We start from the raw sequence: 16738 nt of genomic DNA, 5'->3' as shown, positions 1-16738 counted from the left end.
GCAGGGGCTGCGGGGCACCGGCGCATCGATTCGCCGTCGGCGGCGATGTGGTGCAGGAGCAGCACGAGGACGTGTTCGTCCGGGGCGCAGCGCAGCACGCACGCCCGGACCGGAAGCTCGGCCGACAGGTCGAACCGGTACGCGGCTTCCTCCGTGACTGCGGCTTCCACCGCCCCCGGCGCGACGTCCCGTACGGGCACGTCGACGACGAGGTCGCCCACCGGCACCACGACCTGCGCCGCCACGCCCTGGCCGTCCGCCACGAACCGGGTGCGCAGGCTCTCGTGCCGCGCCACCACGTCCCGCACCGCCGCCGCCAGGGCGCGCACGTCCAAGTCCCCGCTCAGCGGCAGCGCGTACGACAGGTTGTACGTCGCCGAAGGGCCCTCGTAGCGGTGCAGGAACCACAGGCGGTGCTGGGCGAACGACAGGGGCACCCGGGCGGGCCGCGCCTCGGCCCGCCGCAGCGCCGGGCGCGACGACCGCGCCGCCGTGCCGAGGTGCTCCGCGAGGCGCGCCACGGTCGCCGCCTCGAACACCGCACGGATCGGGAGTTCCACGCCCAGGACCGCCCGCGCCCGGTTGACCAGGCGCGTGGCGAGCAGGGAGTGCCCGCCGATGTCGAAGAAGCTGTCGTCGATCCCCACGTGCTCGACGCCGAGGACCTCGCGGAACAGCGCGCACAGGGCCCGCTCCCGCGCGGTGCGCGGCGCCCGGCCCGGCTCCGCCGTGCCGCCGGGTCCTGGCGCGGGCAGCGCGCGCCGGTCCAGCTTCCCGTTGGGGCTCAGCGGCACCGCTTCGAGGGGCACGACCGCCGACGGCACCATGTACGCGGGCAGCCGCTCGGCCACGAAGGCCCGCAGCTCCCCGGAGCCGGGGGCGGCCGGGCCCGCCACGGGCACCACATAGCCCACGAGGCGCCGGTCGCCGCCCCGCTCGTCGGCGACGACGACCGCCCGCGCCACGCCCGGATGCTCGCTCAACGCGGCCTGGACCTCACCGGGTTCGACGCGGAAGCCGCGGATCTGGACCTGGTCGTCGGCCCGCCCGTGGAAGACGAGCTGGCCGTCGTGGCGCCGGGTGACGACGTCCCCCGTGCGGTACATCCGGCGGCCGGGCGGCCCGTACGGGCAGGCGACGAAACGGCCCGAGGTCAGCCCAGGGCGGCCCGGATAGCCGCGGGCCAGGGACTCGCCCGCCACGTACAGCTCGCCCGCCACACCCGGGGGCACCGGGCGCAGCGCGTCGTCGAGGACGTGGAGCCGGGTGCCGTCGACGGGGCGGCCGATGGGCGGGGTGCGGCCGTCGGGGACGAGCGGGTCGCTGAAGGTCACGATGGCCGTGGTCTCGGTCGGCCCGTAGGCGTTGACCAGGTCCCGGCCTTCGGCCCACGCGGTCACGAGCTCGGGCGCGGCCGCGTCCCCGCCGACCGCAAGGGAGACGACGGTGGGCAGCGATCCGGCGGGCAGCGCGCCGAGCACGGCGGGCGGCAGGAAGACGTGCGTGACGCGCCGCGCGGCGATCGTGCCGGTCAGCGGCGGGCCAGGGGTCAGCTCGTCCTGCGGGGCGAGGACCAGCGTGGCGTCCGTGAGCAGCGCCATGCACACCTCGTACACCGAGACGTCGAAGCTCGGCGACGCGAATTGGAGTACGCGCGCGGCGGCCGAGAGGCCGAGCCGCCGCCGCTGCGACGCGACGAGCGCGGCCACGCCGGAGTGGGTGACGGCCACGCCCTTCGGCCGTCCGGTCGAGCCCGACGTGTAGATGACGTACGCGGTGTTCGCGACGGACAGCGGCCCGCCGCGCTCGTCGTCGGTGACGGGCCGGTCGTCGAGCCGTGCCACCGACGCGACGGCCCGCGGGTCGTCCCACCGCAGGACGGGCACGGCCGTTTCGGGAAGGCGCGCCGCCGTCGCGGTGTCCGTCACGAGGAGCCGCGCGCCGGAGTCCGCCAGCAGGTAGGCGATCCGGTCCGGGGGATAGGCGGCGTCCACCGGCAGCTGGGCCCCGCCCGCCGTCAGCACGGCGAGCAGCGTCACCACCAGCGCGGGCGAGCGCGGCAGCGACACCGCCACCACCGTCTCCGTCGTCACGCCGCGCCGGATCAGCTCGCGGGCCAGCCGGTTGGCGCGCGCCGCCACCTCGGCGTACGTCAGCGACTCGGCGCCGTACTCCAGCGTCACCGCGTCGGGACGAGCGGCGGCTCGCCGGGCGAAGAGCCCGGGCAGGGTGTCCGCCGTCACGGGGGGCGCGGTGTCGTCCTGCCCGGTCAGCAGGTCCACTCGCTCGGCGGGTGCGAGGAGGTCGAGGCGGGCGACGGTCGTGCCGGGGTCGGCGGCGATCTGCTGGAGGACGCGCGCGAGACGGTCGGCGACGGCCCGGGCGGCGTGGCCGTCGACGAGGGGACGCCGGTACTGAAGCGCCAGCCGGAGGCGCGGCCCGGTGGTGACGGCCACCGTCAGCGGATAGTGGGTGCCGGCGCTCGCGCGGACACCGGTGACCGCGCATCCCGCGCCGTCCTCGTCGCCGTGGACCACCGTGTACGACTCGGCCGTCACCAGGGTGTCGAACAGCAGACTCGTGCCGGTGGCCCGGTGGATGTCGGCGAGGCCGCAGGCGTGGCAGGGAAGCGCGTCCTGCCGCTCCCGCAGGCCGCGCAGCACGTCCGCCACTGTGTCCGCGGGCGCGAGGCGCACCCGCACCGGCAGCGTGTTGACGAAGAGCCCCGCCATCGCGGCCGCGCCGGGCACCGCGTCGGGACGCCCGGGCACGGTCGTGCCGAAGACCACGTCCCGCCGCCCGGTCAGGGCGCTCAGGAGCAGCGCCCAGGCGCCCCGCACCACGGTGTCCAGGCCGACGCCCAGCTCCTCCGCGCGCCGGGCCAGAGCCCGCACGGTCGGCTCGGCGAGGGGGACTTTGGCCTCTGCGGTGTCTGCGGGGGCCGTTCCGGTGGCGTAGGTGTCCGCGGCCTCCCCGGCGCCGTGGGTGTCCGTGGCCTCCCCGGTGCCTTCGGCTGTCGCGGTGGCCCCGGCTCCTTCGGCCGCGGGCTCGTCGGCTCCCGGGCCCGCCCCGGCGGCGGCCGCCCCGACGACCGGAGCAAGCAGCGTCGGCTCCGCCACCCCGGCCAGCTCCTCGGCCCACACCCGCGCGGCGGCCTCCCGGTCCTGCCCGGACAACCACGCGAGGAATTCCCGGTACTCGGGCCTCCGCGGCACGGCGGAGCCGTCCCCGCCCGCCCTGTACAACCGCTGGAGATCCCTGATCAGATGCGGCAGCGAAAGGCCGTCGAAAAGGACGTGGTGAGCCGTCACGACCAGCTCGTACCGCTCTTCTCCCGTCCGTACGAGAGCCATGCGCAGCAAGGGCGGAACACCCACGTCGAAAGGCGTACGCGATTCCTCGGCCAATAGCTCGGCAAAGGCTCTCTCAACAGGCGCGTCCGGGCCGCTTTCCCGCAAGTCGACGGCCCGCCAGGGCAGCGTCACCCCGTTCACCACGAGTTGTGCCGGGTCCCCGTCGGAACCGGCCACGAAAGCCACGCGCAGATTCGCGTGCCGGTCGAGCAGGGCCTGCCCGGCCGCCCGCATCCGCTCGCTTTCCAGCCGCCCGCGCAGCCGCACGACGAACTGCGTCCGATAGGCGTCCCGCGCGGAGTCGCCCAGCTGCGCGTGGAAGAGCAGCCCCGCCTGCAAGGGGGTCAGCGGCCAGACCTCCGCGAGGCCCGGATACCGCCGCTCCCACGCGCCGAGGTCGCGCGGATCCACCCGAGCCAAGGACACGCCCACCGCTCCCACCCGTCGCTCGGGCCCGTCCGTGACCTGGCGCACGACCCGCACGAACTGCCGCGCGAGCGACAGCGCCGCCCGCCGCCCGCCGACCGCTTCGGCGTCGTACTGGAGCACGCCGACCACCCCGCCCCCGCAGGGCCCGCCGGGCGGGCGGTGCAGCGCGAACGGAAGGCCGCCACCGCCGCCCGCATCCGCCTCCAGGTCCCGCAGCCGCCGCGCCAGGGCGGCGAACGGCGGGTCGTCCTCCCACAGGCCCGCCGGCAACGCCGGGGCATCGGCGACCAGCCACACCAGGTCTTCCTCGGGACACCCCGCGACCGGCAGGCCGAGGGCCGGGCCCGCGCCTTCGCCGAGCCGTCGCAGCAGCACCGCGTACGCCGCCCGCAGCAGCGCGGAAGCCGTGACACCCCATGCGCGGGCCGCCGCGCCGACCGCGCCCGACAGGGCGTGATCAAGGCTGAATTCCACCGTGCCGACGGCGTGTGGCGGGCCTTCAGGGCCGGCCGCGCGCGGCTGCTCCGGCGTGCTGCCGCCGTGCCGCCGCGCGGCGTACGCGGCCTCCAGATCCCGTACGAGCGGGGCGAGCCGCCCGTCGCCGAGCGGCGGCATGGCAAGGCTCACCACGTGCTCGTCCGCCTCGCGACGGATCGCCCCGGCGCCCTCGCAGGTGGCCGTGACGTCCCGCACCGCCGACGCCAGCGCCTCCGCGTCCAGTTCGCCGCGCAGGCACAGCTCAAGGGTCCGCCCGCGCCGTGCCCCGTCGTCCGCGCCTCGTTCCGTGAACCACGCCCCGGGGCGCACCGAAAAGAGAGGGATCACCTGCGTCTGCTCCTGTTCGTCGCATGCCGGACCGGCCCCGATGGATCCGATCCGCCCCGCTGCTGATGCGCGAATTTCTGCAACGTGCCGTGATTTCCGCCTGCTCCGGAGTGAAAGAGCGGCAACTCACCTGTACCGGCAATGGCTTTGCTTACCCCGACGGTTCTCGGTCGATTCCGGAGAGGTGCCCCACAAGGCCCCCGACACCCGCTCGGGAGGTGAAGAAGAGGCGGTGCAATCGCTGTACCTGCGGTGACGCATGGGGTATCGCAGCGAACCAGGTATTCCAGGCAACTTCTGTGACGTGGCGTCCAGAGTGGCGGAAGTCCCGTCGACATGACAACGGCACCTCAGCCCTATCATTGGCCGGATTTTCCCTTTGCGAAAGGGCGGTATGCCGTCGTCGGCCACGCGGTGCTCCCGCGCCCCGCGCCCGCCACGGCGCGGACCCGGCCGCTCCGGTACGCCCGCGCGAGGCCCCGTACGGGGCGACCGAGTTGCAATCGTTGACTGTAACGAAACCCGTAGGGCATCGTGGCCCGCGTCAGACAGCGTGCCGCGCGGCCCCCGGAGTCCCCGCCCAAAGGCCCCTCGCGAAAGGTAACTTGACGTTCCGTGGCACGCGCGCCCGTACCCGTCACGGAGGGAAGCCCCATGAGCACCAGCGTCCCGCGCCTCACGGTCGTGCAGCCGGGGGAGGGTCACCACGCGCACATCCCCAACTTCGGGGCCGACTTCAAGCTGAGCAGCGGCATCTCCGGCGGCCCGGTGTCCATCGTGGAGCACCCCTTCGGCGTCGGCGTGATCACCCCGGCGCACCAGCACAGCAGGGAGGACGAGTACTCCATCGTCCTCGAGGGCGAGATCGGCTTCCGCTCCGACGACGCCGAGACCGTGCTCGGCCCGGGCGGCTACATCATCAAGCCCCGCGGTGAGATGCACGCCATGTGGAACGCCGGTGACACCCCCGGCCGCATCATCGAGATCATCACCCCCGGCGGCTTCGAGCACTACTTCCAGGAACTCGCCGACCTCGTGGCCGCCAGCACCACCGACCGCGGCGCCTTCGACGAACTCGCCGAGAAGTACGGACTGACCTACGGCCACCCCGACTGGTTCGACGACGTCGTGCGGCGCTACGGCCTCACCCCGCCCCGGCGCTGAGCCCGCGCGAAGACCGGCCGGAGGGGAATCAAACGGACTCCGGGCGGGGTTGGCATGTCGCGGTGCCCCGCGGCTCCGCGGCCCGGGGCCCCGAGCGCACGGTCATGACGTACCTACGAAGGAGACGCAGATGGCCCTCACACCCGAGGAGCGCGAGGAGTTCCTGGCGGAAGCGCACATCGCGGCGCTGTCCGTGGACGCGGGAGAGGAGGGGCGGGCACCGGTCACCGTCCCGATCTGGTACCAGTACGAGCCCGGCGGCGACATCTGGATCATGACGGGCAAGGACTCGCGCAAGGCCCGGCTGATCGAGGCGGCCGGGCGGTTCACGCTCATGGTCGAGCGAGTGGAGCCGTCCATCCGGTACGTGTCGGTGGAGGGCCCGGTCGTCGCGACGGAGCCCGCGACCCGCGAGCAGCTGCACGAGATCTCCGCCCGCTACCTCCCGGCCGACAAGGTCGACGGCTATGTGGAGCAGGCCTGGAAGGGGCACGGCGAGCAGATCGTCCTCCGGCTGCGCCCGCAGCGGTGGGTGTCGTCGGACCTCGGGTCCGTCTGAGGGCCGCCGTCCGGGGTCTCCGACGGCCCTCCGGAGTGCCGGGTGTCTGATATCTGCCTGTTGGTCCGCCTGTAAGCGGAAGCAAGTGCGTGTTCGACGCCCGATGCCCTCCGGTTCCGGGCAACCCCCCGTCCCCGCGCGGCCTCTTCTCCAGCAGTGGCCCTCGCCGACCGACCAACCGACCAGAGGGCCCTGACAAGGAGAGGGGAACTGTGCACACGCACAGCTGGAGAAAGATCGCCCTGGCGGCAGGCGCGGCCGGGGTCCTCGTGGCGACGGGGGCCACGGCCATGGCCGACGCCGCGACCCCGGCCCCGGCGAACAAGCCCGACCTGCGCGCGGACGTCAACCGCGACGGGCGCGTGGACGTCGAGGGCGACAGCGACACGAGCGGCGAGAACACCTGGACGCGGGACCGCGGCGCGATCCTGCTGCCGAACATCGACGACGACGCCAAGCGCTGCCCCGTCAAGGACAGCAACGGCCGGCCGCTGTCGAACGCCAAGCTCGCCCAGTGCAACGACGCGTCGGACACCAAGGTCAACGGCGCCAAGGACGCCCTCGACCTGGCCCGCCTGAAGACCGTGCCGCTGCCCGACGCGGCCGCGGGCAGCCACGGCACCGTGAAGGCGGTGGGCGCGGGCGCCAAGAAGGCCCGCCTGTTCATCCACCGCGACGGCCGCTGGTCCCTGCTGAAGCCCACCGACAAGCTCACCGCGGCGGAGCTGCGCTCCGGCGTCGAGCTCGGCATCGAGGCCACCGACGTGGTGCGGGACGCCGCCAAGTGGAACGGCGACGTCACCGTACGGTTCACCGTGACGGGGGACGGCCCGACCCGCGCCGACGACGTCGTGCTGCACACCGCGCCCGTGCTCACCCAGCACCACCTGCAGAAGGCCCAGGAAGTCCTGGTGACCAAGGTGGCGGGCCGCGACCCGTACAGCAAGGCCCAGCAGAAGTTCGTCAAGAACCTGGCCAAGCAGGTCAAGGACGCCGGCATCAGCAAGCCGCTGACCACCTTCACCAAGTACGGCGACATCTGGGCGCAGGACTTCGTCGAGCCCGGCTACGCCAGCATGCCGGGCCCCGACGGCAAGCCGCGCACGATGCGCGTGCTGATCCGCTCCGCGCAGCTCGACCGCCCGGCGGGCCGCGAGCTGTTCGAGAAGCTCCGCGGCCCCGACGTCGGCGTGGTGCAGGTCGCCAAGGCCGGTGACAACGAGGAGTGGACGCTCAACTCCATGGGCAACCTGGAGACCATTCCGCCGTACAAGCTCGGCACCAAGGACTACCCCGCCGGGCGCATCATCCAGGGCTACCGCAAGGACAACGGCTCCAAGCCCGCCAAATCCATGCGCACGTTCCTGAAGTCGCAGGGCGCCCAGGACCCGCTGCTGCTCGACACCTCCTGGCTGTCGGTCGGGCACGTGGACGAGTTCGTCCAGTTCCTGCCCGCCGACACCGAGCGCGGCTGGCGCATCGGCGTGGCCGACCCGAAGGCCGGTGTGGAGCTCCTGCGCAAGGCCAAGCGCGAGGGCCACGGCGCGAAGAAGATGTTCTCGGTGCCGCGCGGCGCCGACGTCCCGGCGCCCAAGGAGACCATCGACAAGGTCCTCGGCTCCGCCAAGTTCAAGGCGGACAACAAGCTGGCCGCCGAGCGCATCGAGGCCAACCTGGCGGTCCTCAAGCGCGAGACCGGCGTCACCGACGCCGAGATCGTGCGCGTGCCGGGCCTGTACGTGCGCGACGGCCAGCAGGGCAGCGGCCTGAGCAACAGCCGCAAGCTGCGCCGCCTCGGCCCGGACTCGCTGCGCAAGTTCAACCAGCTGCGCGGCGACGACAACCGCGCCGACAGCGGCGGCAAGTCCCGCACCCGGGCCGCCGCGTGGCAGAACAGCGCCTACATCCCCGGCGCGGTCAACGGCGTCCTGCTCAGCCCGACCCGCTACCTCGCGCCCCAGCAGTGGGGCCCGGTCATCGGCGGCAAGGACATCTTCACCGAGGCCGTGAACTCCGTGTACGCCAAGGCCGGTTTCACCACGACCTACATCGATGACTGGTACACGTACCACATCGGCATGGGCGAGGTGCACTGCGGCACCAACACGCTGCGGGACGCCACCGCCCCGTGGTGGCCGAAGGCCTGACCCCCTTGGCCCGCGGGGCCCGCGTCCCGGTGGTGGACGCGGGCCCCGCGGGCCGACCCTCCTGGAGCCCTCTGCCCTCGGCGAATCTGCCAGCAGCCGAGAAAGCCGCCGCGGCGGCCGCGCCGGGCCGACAGTGGACGCACCGGCCGTGATCGTGCGGTCGGCGCGACGACCAGGAGGTTCCCCGATGGCACAGCTGACACCGCTCGGACACGGCAGGACGGCGACGCTCGCGCCCGCCCGCGCCGAGGACGGGGACACGCCCGCCACCCGCTTCGACGACCAGCTGGCGGCCCGGCTCCTCGACCAGCGCATCGTCTTCCTCGCCACCCAGGTCGACGAGACCTCCGCCAACCGCGTGTGCGCGCAGCTGCTCCTGCTGTCCGCCGAGGACCCGCGCACCGACATCGCCCTGTTCATCAACAGCCCCGGCGGCTCGGTGCACGCCGGGCTCGCCATCTACGACACGATGCGGCTCATCCCCAACGACGTGGCGACGCTCGCGATGGGATTCGCCGCCAGCATGGGCCAGTTCCTGCTGACCGTCGGCACGAAGGGCAAGCGGTACGCGCTGCCGAACGCGCGCGTCATGATGCACCAGCCGTCGGCCGGGATCGGCGGCACCACCGCCGACATCGCGATCCAGGCGGAGAACCTGGAGTTCACCAAGCGCGCCATCGAGCGGATCACCGCCGAGCACACCGGACGGAGCGCGGAGACCATCGCCCGCGACAGCGACCGCGACCGCTGGTTCACGGCCGAACAGGCCAAGGAGTACGGCATGGTCGACCACGTCGTCGACTCGCTCGACGACGTCCGACCGGCCGCCGCGAAGCGACGGATGGGGCTGTGACCATGGGCCAGTACACGATCCCCACGGTCGTCGAGCGCACCCCGCAGGGCGAGCGCGCCTACGACATCTACAGCAGGCTGCTCTCCGAGCGCATCATCTTCCTCGGCACCGAGATCGACGACGGCGTCGCCAACGTCGTCATCGCCCAGCTGCTCCACCTGGAGTCCTCGGCACCGGACCGCGAGATCGCCCTGTACATCAACTCGCCCGGCGGCTCGGTGACCTCGCTGATGGCGATCTACGACACGATGACCTTCATCAGCGCCCCCATCTCCACGTTCTGCGTCGGCCAGGCCGCGTCGACCGCGGCCGTCCTGCTCGCCGGGGGCGACCCGGGGCGGCGGTTCGTCCTGGAGCACGCGCGCGTGCTGCTCGGCCAGCCCGCGAGCGGCGGCCAGCAGGGCACCGTCTCCGACCTGAGCCTGCACGCCAAGGAAATGGTGCGCATCCGGGCCCAGGTCGAGGAGGTCCTCGCCCGGCACACCCACCACGACGTGGCGACGCTGCGCGCGGACACCGACCGCGACAAGGTGTTCACCGCCCGGGAGGCGGTGGCGTACGGCCTCGCCGACGAGGTGGTCTCGCGCCGCGGGCCCGCCGCGCGGGGCTGAGCGGCCGCCCGCCCCGGGGCGGGCGGCCCGAGGTCAGGCGGCCAGGCTCAGTCGGCCCTGGTGCGGGCCACCAGGGCCGAACGGGGCGCCGCTGCCGAGCCGCGCCACCGAGGCGGGCGACGAGACGTGCGCCACCGAGGCCCGCGGCGCCCGCGTGCCCGCAGCCCCGGGCCCGCGCAGGCCGCCGCGCGCCCGCCGCTCGGCGGCCGTCAGCTCGTGGTGCGCGAGGCCGAGGAGGTCGGCGAGGCCGAGGCCGAGCGCGTGCGCAGCCGCCGCGAGGACCTCCGACGACGCCTCCTTGCGGCCCCGCTCGACCTCGGAGAGATACGGCACCGAGATGCGGGCCGCGTCCGCGACGTCCTTCAACGTGCGGTCCTGCGCCAGGCGTTCCCGGCGGAGGACGGCTCCGACGAGGTCACGCCACAGGGGTTCCTTGGGGGCGGGGGCCGGGGGAGCAGTGGGCGCGGCCGGGCGCAGGGGGATGACGCGGGCGTCCCGCTCCGGCCGCGGCGGAGGGGGCGAGGCGTTCGTCGCGTGGCTGGTCACGGCCTCAGCGTAGGAGCGCGGCGGTCCGCGGTGGTGATGTTCTGCCATGGGCGAAGTACGTTCTGCCCTCGGCGAATCCGGGACCCGGGGCGCGGCGCGTGGCGGGAAGCCTGGGTCGGGTGTGCGGCGTGTGGCGGGAAGCCTGGGTCGGGTGTGCGGCGTGTGGCGGGAAGCCTGGGTCGGGTGTGCGGCGTGTGGCGGGAAGCCTGGGTCCGGTGTACGGCGCGTGGCCGGAATCCGGGCCCCGGGGCGCGGCCCGCAGCCGGAGGCCGGGGCCCGGCGTGCGGCCCGCAGCCGACGGCGAGGCCCGCCCGGCCCGCAGTCGACGGCGAGGCCTGCGCGGCCCGCAGTCGACGGCGAGGCCCGCGCGGTCCGGCCGGGAACCTGCCCGCTCCCCTCGGCGTTGAGCGATTGGCACCCCGAACGCGGCCGCCAGGCCGCCGGCTCCCGACGACGAACGCGGCCGCCAGGCCACTTGCCCGACGACCCCACCGACCCGGCCAGGAGGCCCGCGTGCAGCACCGCACCCGGTCCGCACGCCTGGCCGCCTCGCTCCTCTCGGCGGTCGTCGCGGTCCTGGCGTTCGCCGTGCCCTCGCGCGCCGCGGGAGCCGTCCCCGTGGGCAGGGCCCTCGCCGCGGCCGCGGCCCAGCACGCCGAGACCTCCGGCGCGCACACCGCCCGCGGCGACCGCGTCGGCCCCCGCGCCCCGGACCTCCCGCGCGTCGTCCACGCGACGGCCGCGCACCCGCACCACGCACACCTGCCGCAGCCGCCGTACCCGGGCACCACGGCCGCCGACCGCGCGCCGCACCGGTCCGCGGGCGGACCCGCCGCGCACCCGCCCGGGGCGGCCCCGGCCCGGCAGCACGCCGACACCGGGCCCCGGCCCCGCGGCCCACCGCCACCGATGAGCAACGACGCCGTTCAGGACGCCGCCTGACGGGCGCTTCGCGCGCCCGGCCGCCGCGCCGTCCCCCTTCGTCATGCCCTCATCGTGGATGTGGAGTACACCCATGCCCCGCGCACCTCTGTGGCGGGCGATCGTCGCGCTAGTCGCCGTCGCCGCCTCGCTGTTCCTCGCCCTCACCCAGTCACCCCGCCTCGGCCTCGACCTCAGGGGCGGCACCCAGATCGTCCTGGAGACCAAGGACTCACCCACCGTCAAGGCCGACGAGGCCGCCACCCGCAGGGCCGTCGAGGTGCTGCGCCAGCGCGTCGACGCGCTCGGCGTGTCCGAGCCGAACCTCGCCCAGGCGGGCGCCAAGCGGATCGTCGTCGAGCTGCCCGGCGTGCGCGACCCCCGCGAGGCCGCCGAAGTCATCGGCCGCACCGCGCAGCTGACCGTGCACCCGGTGAAGGGGGCGACCGACAAGGCAGGCCGCGCCGAGCCCGCCGCCGACGGCTCCCGCACCCTGCCCGACCCCGACAGGCCCGGCGGCCACCTCGAACTCGGCCCGACCGCGCTGACCGGCGACGGCGTGAAGGACGCCGACGCGGTCCTGGACCAGCAGACCCTCAACGGCTGGTACGTCACCCTCGACTTCCGCTCGAAGGCGGCCGCCGACTGGGCCCGCGTCACCGGCGCCGCGGCCTGCGCACCGCAGGACGCGCCGCAGCGCCGCGTCGCCATCGTCCTCGATGGCAAGGTCATCTCGGCGCCGGGCGTCAACGCCGACGTGCGCTGCGGGACCGGCATCACCGGCGGCAGCACCCAGATCACCGGCGGCTTCGACGAGGGCGAGGCCCGCGACCTGGCCGCCCTCGTCAAGGGCGGCGCCCTGCCGGTGCCCGTCGACGTGGTCGAGCAGCGCACCGTCGGCCCGACGCTCGGCGCCGCCGCCATCGACGCGAGCACCCAGGCCGCGCTCATCGGCCTCGCCCTGACCGGCCTGTTCATCATCGTCGTCTACCGGCTGCTCGGCGCCCTCGCCACCGTCGCGCTCGCCCTGTACGGACTCATGTCGTACGCCGCGCTCCTGGCGGTGGGGGCCACCCTCACGCTGCCCGGGCTCGCCGGGTTCGTCCTGGCCATCGGCATGGCGGTGGACGCCAACGTGCTGGTCTTCGAACGCGCGCGAGAGGAGTACCTGGGCCCGCGCGCGCAGGCTCCCGACCCCGGGTCCCGCGCCGACAGGGCCGCCCCGCGCAGCATGGCCAAGGCGCTGCACACCGGCTTCGCCAAGGCCTGGAGCGCGGTCGTCGACTCGAACGTCACGACGCTGCTCGCCGCCGGGCTGCTGTTCTTCTTCGCCACGGGCCCGGTCAAGGGCTTCGGCGTGACCCTGTCGATCGGCGTCCTGGTGTCGATGGTGGCGTCCTTCGTCGTGACGAGGGCGCTCGCCGACGCGGCCGTGCGGCGCCGCTTCGTCCGGGCCCGGCCGCAGCTCACGGGCCTGGCCACCACCGGCCGCGTCCGCACCCTGCTCGCGCGCCGCAACCCCCGCCTGGTGCGGCACCGGGGCCGTTGGCTCGGCGCCAGTGCGCTCCTGGTGGCCGTGGCGGTCGCGGGGATCGTGGTGCGCGGGCTCGACCTGGGCGTCGAGTTCACGGGCGGACGCCTCGTGGAGTACAGCACCAGCAAGCAGCTGGACGCCGACACGGCCCGCGAGGCCGTCGCGGACGCGGGCTTCCCGCGCGCGGTGGTGCAGGAGTCGGGCGAGGACGACATCACGGTGCGCACCGGGGACCTCAGCGACGCCGAGCAGCAGCGCATCAAGGAGGCCCTGTCCGGTCCCGGCGGCGAGGTGAGCGTCGAGCGCGACGAGCGCATCGGCCCGAGCATGGGCGCCGAGCTGCGGCAGAAGGCGCTGGTGGCGCTCGGCATCGCCGTGGCCGCCCAGCTGGTCTATCTGAGCGTGCGCTTCCGGTGGACGTTCGCGACGGCCGCCGTGGCCGCGATGGTCCACGACGTCCTCCTGGTGGTCGGCCTGTTCGCCTGGACGGGCAAGACCGTGGACAGTGTCTTCCTCGCGGCCGTCCTGACGGTCATCGGCTACTCCGTCAACGACACGGTGGTCGTCTTCGACCGCGTCCGCGAGGCGCGGCGCCGCGACCCCCGGGCCGATCTGGCGGACATCGCCAACAAGGCCGTGATCCGCACCCTGCCGCGCACCGTGAACACCGGCATGGGCGCGCTGTTCGTCCTGGCCGCCCTCGCCGTCCTCGGCGGCGACTCGCTCGCGGACTTCTCCCTCGCGCTGATCGCGGGCGTCGTCCTCGGCATGGCGTCGACGGTGTCCGTCGCGGTGCCCGCCGCGGTCCTCCTGGAGCAGCGGAAGCCGGCGCCGCGGCGCCCGGCAGGGCCGTCGGAAGGACCCCGTCCGCGCAGCCCCTTGGAGGCGAGGCGCCGCGGGAGCGGCACCGGCGCGGTGGTCTGACAGCCGCCCCGGAAAGACCCCCGCGGGGGCGGGACGTCCGCGCGGTCAGTCGCCCAGGAAGCGCAGGGCGACGGCCGCGTGGACGGCGCTGCCGGTGGCCATGGCCTCCTCGTCGAAGACGACCCGGTTGGAGTGGATGTCGGGGGCGTCGTCGGGCGAGGCCCCCGGCGGGCAGGCGCCGAGGAAGGCCATGGTGCCGGGGACCCGTTCGAGGACGTACGAGAAGTCCTCGGCGCCCATGACGGGCTCGGCCAGGTCGTGGACGCGGTCCGGCCCGAGCAGCGCGGTCGCGGCCTCCCGCGCGGCCGCGGTGCGGGCCTCGTCGTTGACGACGGGCGGATAGCCCTCGGGCAGGCTCACCTCGGCCGTGGCGCCGTGCGCGGCCGCGACGTGGTGCGCGACGCGGGCCACGTTCTCCAGCAGCAGCCGCCGCGTGGCGGGGGTCAACGTGCGCAGGGTGCCGTGCAGTTCGGCGGTCTCCGGGATGATGTTGGTGGTGGTGCCCGCCTCGACCCTGGCGATGGTGACCACGGCGGGGTCGAAGACGTGGACCGTGCGCGTCACCATCGTCTGCAGGGCCTGCACGATCTCGCAGGCGACCGGCACGGGGTCGAGGGCGCGGTGCGGCGCCGACGCGTGGCCGCCGCGGCCGTGGACCGTCACGTGCAGACCGTCGTTGGCGGCGAGCGTCGGCCCGGGGCGCAGGTGCAGGGTGCCGGAGCCGAGCCGGGTGGACACGTGCAGGGCGAAGGCCGCGTCGACGCCGCCGTCCCCGGGGGTGCCGAGGACCCCCTCGTCGATCATGTGCCGGGCGCCGCCTTCGCCCTCCTCGCCCGGCTGGAACATGAACACGACGCGGCCGCGCAGCTCGTCGCGGCGCGCGGCGAGCAGCCGGGCGGCGCCGATCAGCATCGCCGTGTGCAGGTCGTGCCCGCAGGCGTGCATGGCGTCCGGCAGTTCGGACGCGAACTCAAGGCCGGTGTCCTCGCGTTGGGGCAGGGCGTCCATGTCGCCGCGCAGCAGCACCGTCCGTCCCGGGCGGGCGCCGTCGAGGGTGGCCACGACGGAGCTGAGCCGTTTGCCCGTGGTGACCGTCAGGGGCAGTCCCTCCAGGGCGGCCAGGACCGTGGCCTGCGTCCGCGGCAGGTGCAGACCGAGCTCCGGGGCCCGGTGCAGCGCGCGCCGGGTCGAGACGAGTCCTGGCAACAGCTGACGGGCCGCCGTCAGCAGGGGCTGCGGGGCGTCGGCGGTCATGGCGTCGCACCTCCGAAGGACGGGGACGGGAGCGGGGCCGGGACGGCCGTCGGCAGCCCCGGGCGGGACGGCCAGAAGGCTGCCCCGCCCGGGGCCCCGTCATGCGGACCCGTGGCTCAGCGGGTGACCTTCCAGGTCAGCTCGCCCGTCAGGAGCTTGCGCAGCGCGGGGTCGCGGACCGCCTTCGTGGTGTCCTTGGCGCGCACGGAGATCGTGTGCGGGCGGCCGTCGGCGGGCACGCCGAGCGAGCGCGGCGTGACGGACCGGGCGTCCTTGACCTCCTTGGCCCGGCGCCCGTCGACGTACCAGCGCAGCCGGACGCCGTCGCCCGCCTCGACGGCGACGCGCTGCTTGCGGCGCACCTCGCTGCCGGTGGGCGTGGTGCTGGTCACGACCGAGCCGTGGCGGTGGAAGCCCGCGATCATCGCCTCGCGTCCGGGCAGGTTGAACTCCTGGCCGAGCGTGCGCATGATCGAGTTGTCGGTGGGCCGGTACAGGCCGCGCGGGTAGTAGTTGCCGCCCTCGTAGGCGCCGACGGTGCCGCCGTCGGGGGACGCCTGGCCGATCCAGCGGTACCACTTCTTCTTCTGCGCGGTCAGCTGGGCCGCCGTGAGCTTGCTGCTGTTCAGCCACGCCGGCTCGGCGCCCGTGTAGGTGCCGTACTCGTCGTACCAGTACTCGTCCGCGAGCTTGCCGAGCGAGTGGCCGAGCTCGTGCACGACGACCTGCGAGGACTTGGCGTTGTCGGAGGAGCCGGTGGCGATGCCGTCGTAGCCGGAGGGCGAGGTGATGTCGTTGTAGCCCGCGCCGCCGTACTTGGTGGAGTTCGCGAGCACGATCACCACGTCGGGGTCCGCGGCCTTGCGGGCGTACGACTCGACCTTGTTGGTGTCGATGCACAGCAGGCGCTCGATGCCGTCGCAGTAGAAGCCCGAGCCGAGCGCGGTGTCCTTGCGGACGTCGCTCGACGGGTCGCCCGAGACGCCCGACTGCCGCGAGTGGGCGTCCACCGCCCAGACGTTGAAGAGGTTCTTGTACGAGGCGTACGGCTCGACCTTGGAGACCTCCGCCCACTTGGTGCGGACGTCGGCGTGGAAGTCCTCCTGCTGGGCGGCGGTGTAGCCGTCGCCGATGAAGACGACGTCGGCCTTGGTGCCGACGGGGCCGTTCTGCACGATCGGCACGACGTCGCCGTCGCCCGCGATCTCCGAGCGCTCCGCGCCGCTGAGCGGCGCGGGCGCGGGCACCTCGGTGTGGCGGGGGTGCCCGTCCTTGCCGAAGTACTCGACCTGCTGCGGGGATCCGGTGGCGGCGGGCTCCGGGTGGGCGGCCGCGCCACCCGTCGCGGAGAGGGTCGCCGCGAGCGTGGCGCCCGCCGCGAGGGCGACCCGGAGACGCTTGCGTCTGTTGCTGACGGATATGCCGGGTATGTCGCTGGCCATGTGGGGGGGCCTCCTGAAAACCGCTGATTAAGCGGCGAGTTAAGTAGGATTAACGCGCCGCTCAACGTAGAGGCCCGTGAGGGAAGAGGCAATGGGTCGGTGAAGTTTCACTTGAGGCACATGAGTTGAGAGTGAGTTCACGCCACCGGGCAAACCCGTCCGGCCCCTATCCAACG

10 protein-coding genes and 1 pseudogene are annotated in these 16738 nt (G+C 74.2%); 7 read left to right on the top strand and 4 right to left on the bottom strand.

The genetic code is table 11. The annotated features are described in order from the left end of the window. Positions 1-82: 82 nt before the first annotated feature. Positions 83-4397, bottom strand: a pseudogene (locus IG74_RS53155) (amino acid adenylation domain-containing protein); the annotation flags it as partial. A gap of 864 nt (positions 4398-5261) precedes the next feature. On the opposite strand from IG74_RS53155, the gene IG74_RS0103705 reads away from it, so the two are divergent. The 5 genes from IG74_RS0103705 (at position 5262) to IG74_RS0103685 (ending at position 9941) form a co-directional block, all read left to right on the top strand. Further along, complete coding sequence (locus tag IG74_RS0103705; RefSeq protein ID WP_030669495.1) at positions 5262-5771, top strand: cupin domain-containing protein; 510 nt, start codon at positions 5262-5264, stop codon at positions 5769-5771. 130 nt (positions 5772-5901) lie between these two features. Further along, positions 5902-6330: a pyridoxamine 5'-phosphate oxidase family protein gene (locus IG74_RS0103700; RefSeq protein ID WP_030669493.1), complete on the top strand. Its 429-nt coding sequence runs from the start codon at positions 5902-5904 to the stop codon at positions 6328-6330. Positions 6331-6620: 290 nt separating this feature from the next. After that, positions 6621-8477: a protein-arginine deiminase domain-containing protein gene (locus IG74_RS0103695; RefSeq protein WP_107058876.1), complete on the top strand. Its 1857-nt coding sequence runs from the start codon at positions 6621-6623 to the stop codon at positions 8475-8477. Between the two features lie 187 nt (positions 8478-8664). Continuing rightward, on the top strand, positions 8665-9330 hold the full coding sequence (locus tag IG74_RS0103690; protein WP_037824359.1) for a ClpP family protease: 666 nt from the start codon (positions 8665-8667) through the stop codon (positions 9328-9330). Between the two features lie 2 nt (positions 9331-9332). After that, entirely contained in the window at positions 9333-9941 is a 609-nt protein-coding gene (locus IG74_RS0103685) for a ClpP family protease (RefSeq protein ID WP_030669485.1), read from the top strand. Between the two features lie 33 nt (positions 9942-9974). On the opposite strand, the gene IG74_RS49035 is transcribed toward IG74_RS0103685, so the two are convergent. After that, positions 9975-10535 carry a helix-turn-helix domain-containing protein gene (locus tag IG74_RS49035; RefSeq protein WP_078868549.1) on the bottom strand — a complete coding sequence of 187 codons (561 nt, stop codon included), beginning with the start codon at positions 10533-10535 and terminating at the stop codon, positions 9975-9977. Between the two features lie 465 nt (positions 10536-11000). Here IG74_RS49035 and IG74_RS0103675 point away from each other — a divergent pair, with 465 nt between their 5' ends. Both IG74_RS0103675 and secD read left to right on the top strand, forming a co-directional pair. Continuing rightward, the gene (locus tag IG74_RS0103675; RefSeq protein WP_030669479.1) at positions 11001-11429 is read left to right on the top strand and encodes a hypothetical protein; all 429 of its coding nucleotides are present in this window, start codon (positions 11001-11003) and stop codon (positions 11427-11429) included. A gap of 73 nt (positions 11430-11502) precedes the next feature. After that, positions 11503-13866 (top strand): protein translocase subunit SecD, encoded by a 2364-nt coding sequence (secD, locus tag IG74_RS0103670; protein WP_030669475.1) that lies wholly within the window; start codon positions 11503-11505, stop codon positions 13864-13866. A 45-nt stretch (positions 13867-13911) separates the two neighbouring features. Here the strand turns inward: secD and IG74_RS0103665 are convergent, their stop codons facing one another. Next, the gene (locus IG74_RS0103665) at positions 13912-15120 is read right to left on the bottom strand and encodes a M20 metallopeptidase family protein (protein WP_030669471.1); all 1209 of its coding nucleotides are present in this window, start codon (positions 15118-15120) and stop codon (positions 13912-13914) included. Positions 15121-15236: 116 nt separating this feature from the next. Then, positions 15237-16562, bottom strand: coding sequence for a M64 family metallopeptidase (locus IG74_RS0103660; RefSeq protein ID WP_030669468.1), 1326 nt, complete (start codon positions 16560-16562; stop codon positions 15237-15239). Positions 16563-16738: the final 176 nt, after the last annotated feature.

The organism is Streptomyces sp. NRRL B-1347 (genome assembly GCF_000720325.1).
Taxonomy (GTDB): Bacteria; Actinomycetota; Actinomycetes; order Streptomycetales; family Streptomycetaceae; genus Streptomyces.
This window is presented reverse-complemented; position numbering and strand designations above follow the sequence as displayed.

What these genes read in the sequence shown, in the direction of transcription:
- IG74_RS0103705 (WP_030669495.1), top strand. Translation starts at nt 5,262, where the DNA reads ATGAGCACCAGCGTCCCGCGCCTCACGGTCGTGCAGCCGGGGGAGGGT.
- IG74_RS0103700 (WP_030669493.1), top strand. Translation starts at nt 5,902, where the DNA reads ATGGCCCTCACACCCGAGGAGCGCGAGGAGTTCCTGGCGGAAGCGCAC.
- IG74_RS0103695 (WP_107058876.1), top strand. Translation starts at nt 6,621, where the DNA reads ATGGCCGACGCCGCGACCCCGGCCCCGGCGAACAAGCCCGACCTGCGC.
- IG74_RS0103690 (WP_037824359.1), top strand. Translation starts at nt 8,665, where the DNA reads ATGGCACAGCTGACACCGCTCGGACACGGCAGGACGGCGACGCTCGCG.
- IG74_RS0103685 (WP_030669485.1), top strand. Translation starts at nt 9,333, where the DNA reads ATGGGCCAGTACACGATCCCCACGGTCGTCGAGCGCACCCCGCAGGGC.
- IG74_RS49035 (WP_078868549.1), bottom strand. Translation starts at nt 10,535, where the DNA reads ATGGCAGAACATCACCACCGCGGACCGCCGCGCTCCTACGCTGAGGCC.
- secD (WP_030669475.1), top strand. Translation starts at nt 11,503, where the DNA reads ATGCCCCGCGCACCTCTGTGGCGGGCGATCGTCGCGCTAGTCGCCGTC.
- IG74_RS0103665 (WP_030669471.1), bottom strand. Translation starts at nt 15,120, where the DNA reads ATGACCGCCGACGCCCCGCAGCCCCTGCTGACGGCGGCCCGTCAGCTG.
- IG74_RS0103660 (WP_030669468.1), bottom strand. Translation starts at nt 16,562, where the DNA reads ATGGCCAGCGACATACCCGGCATATCCGTCAGCAACAGACGCAAGCGT.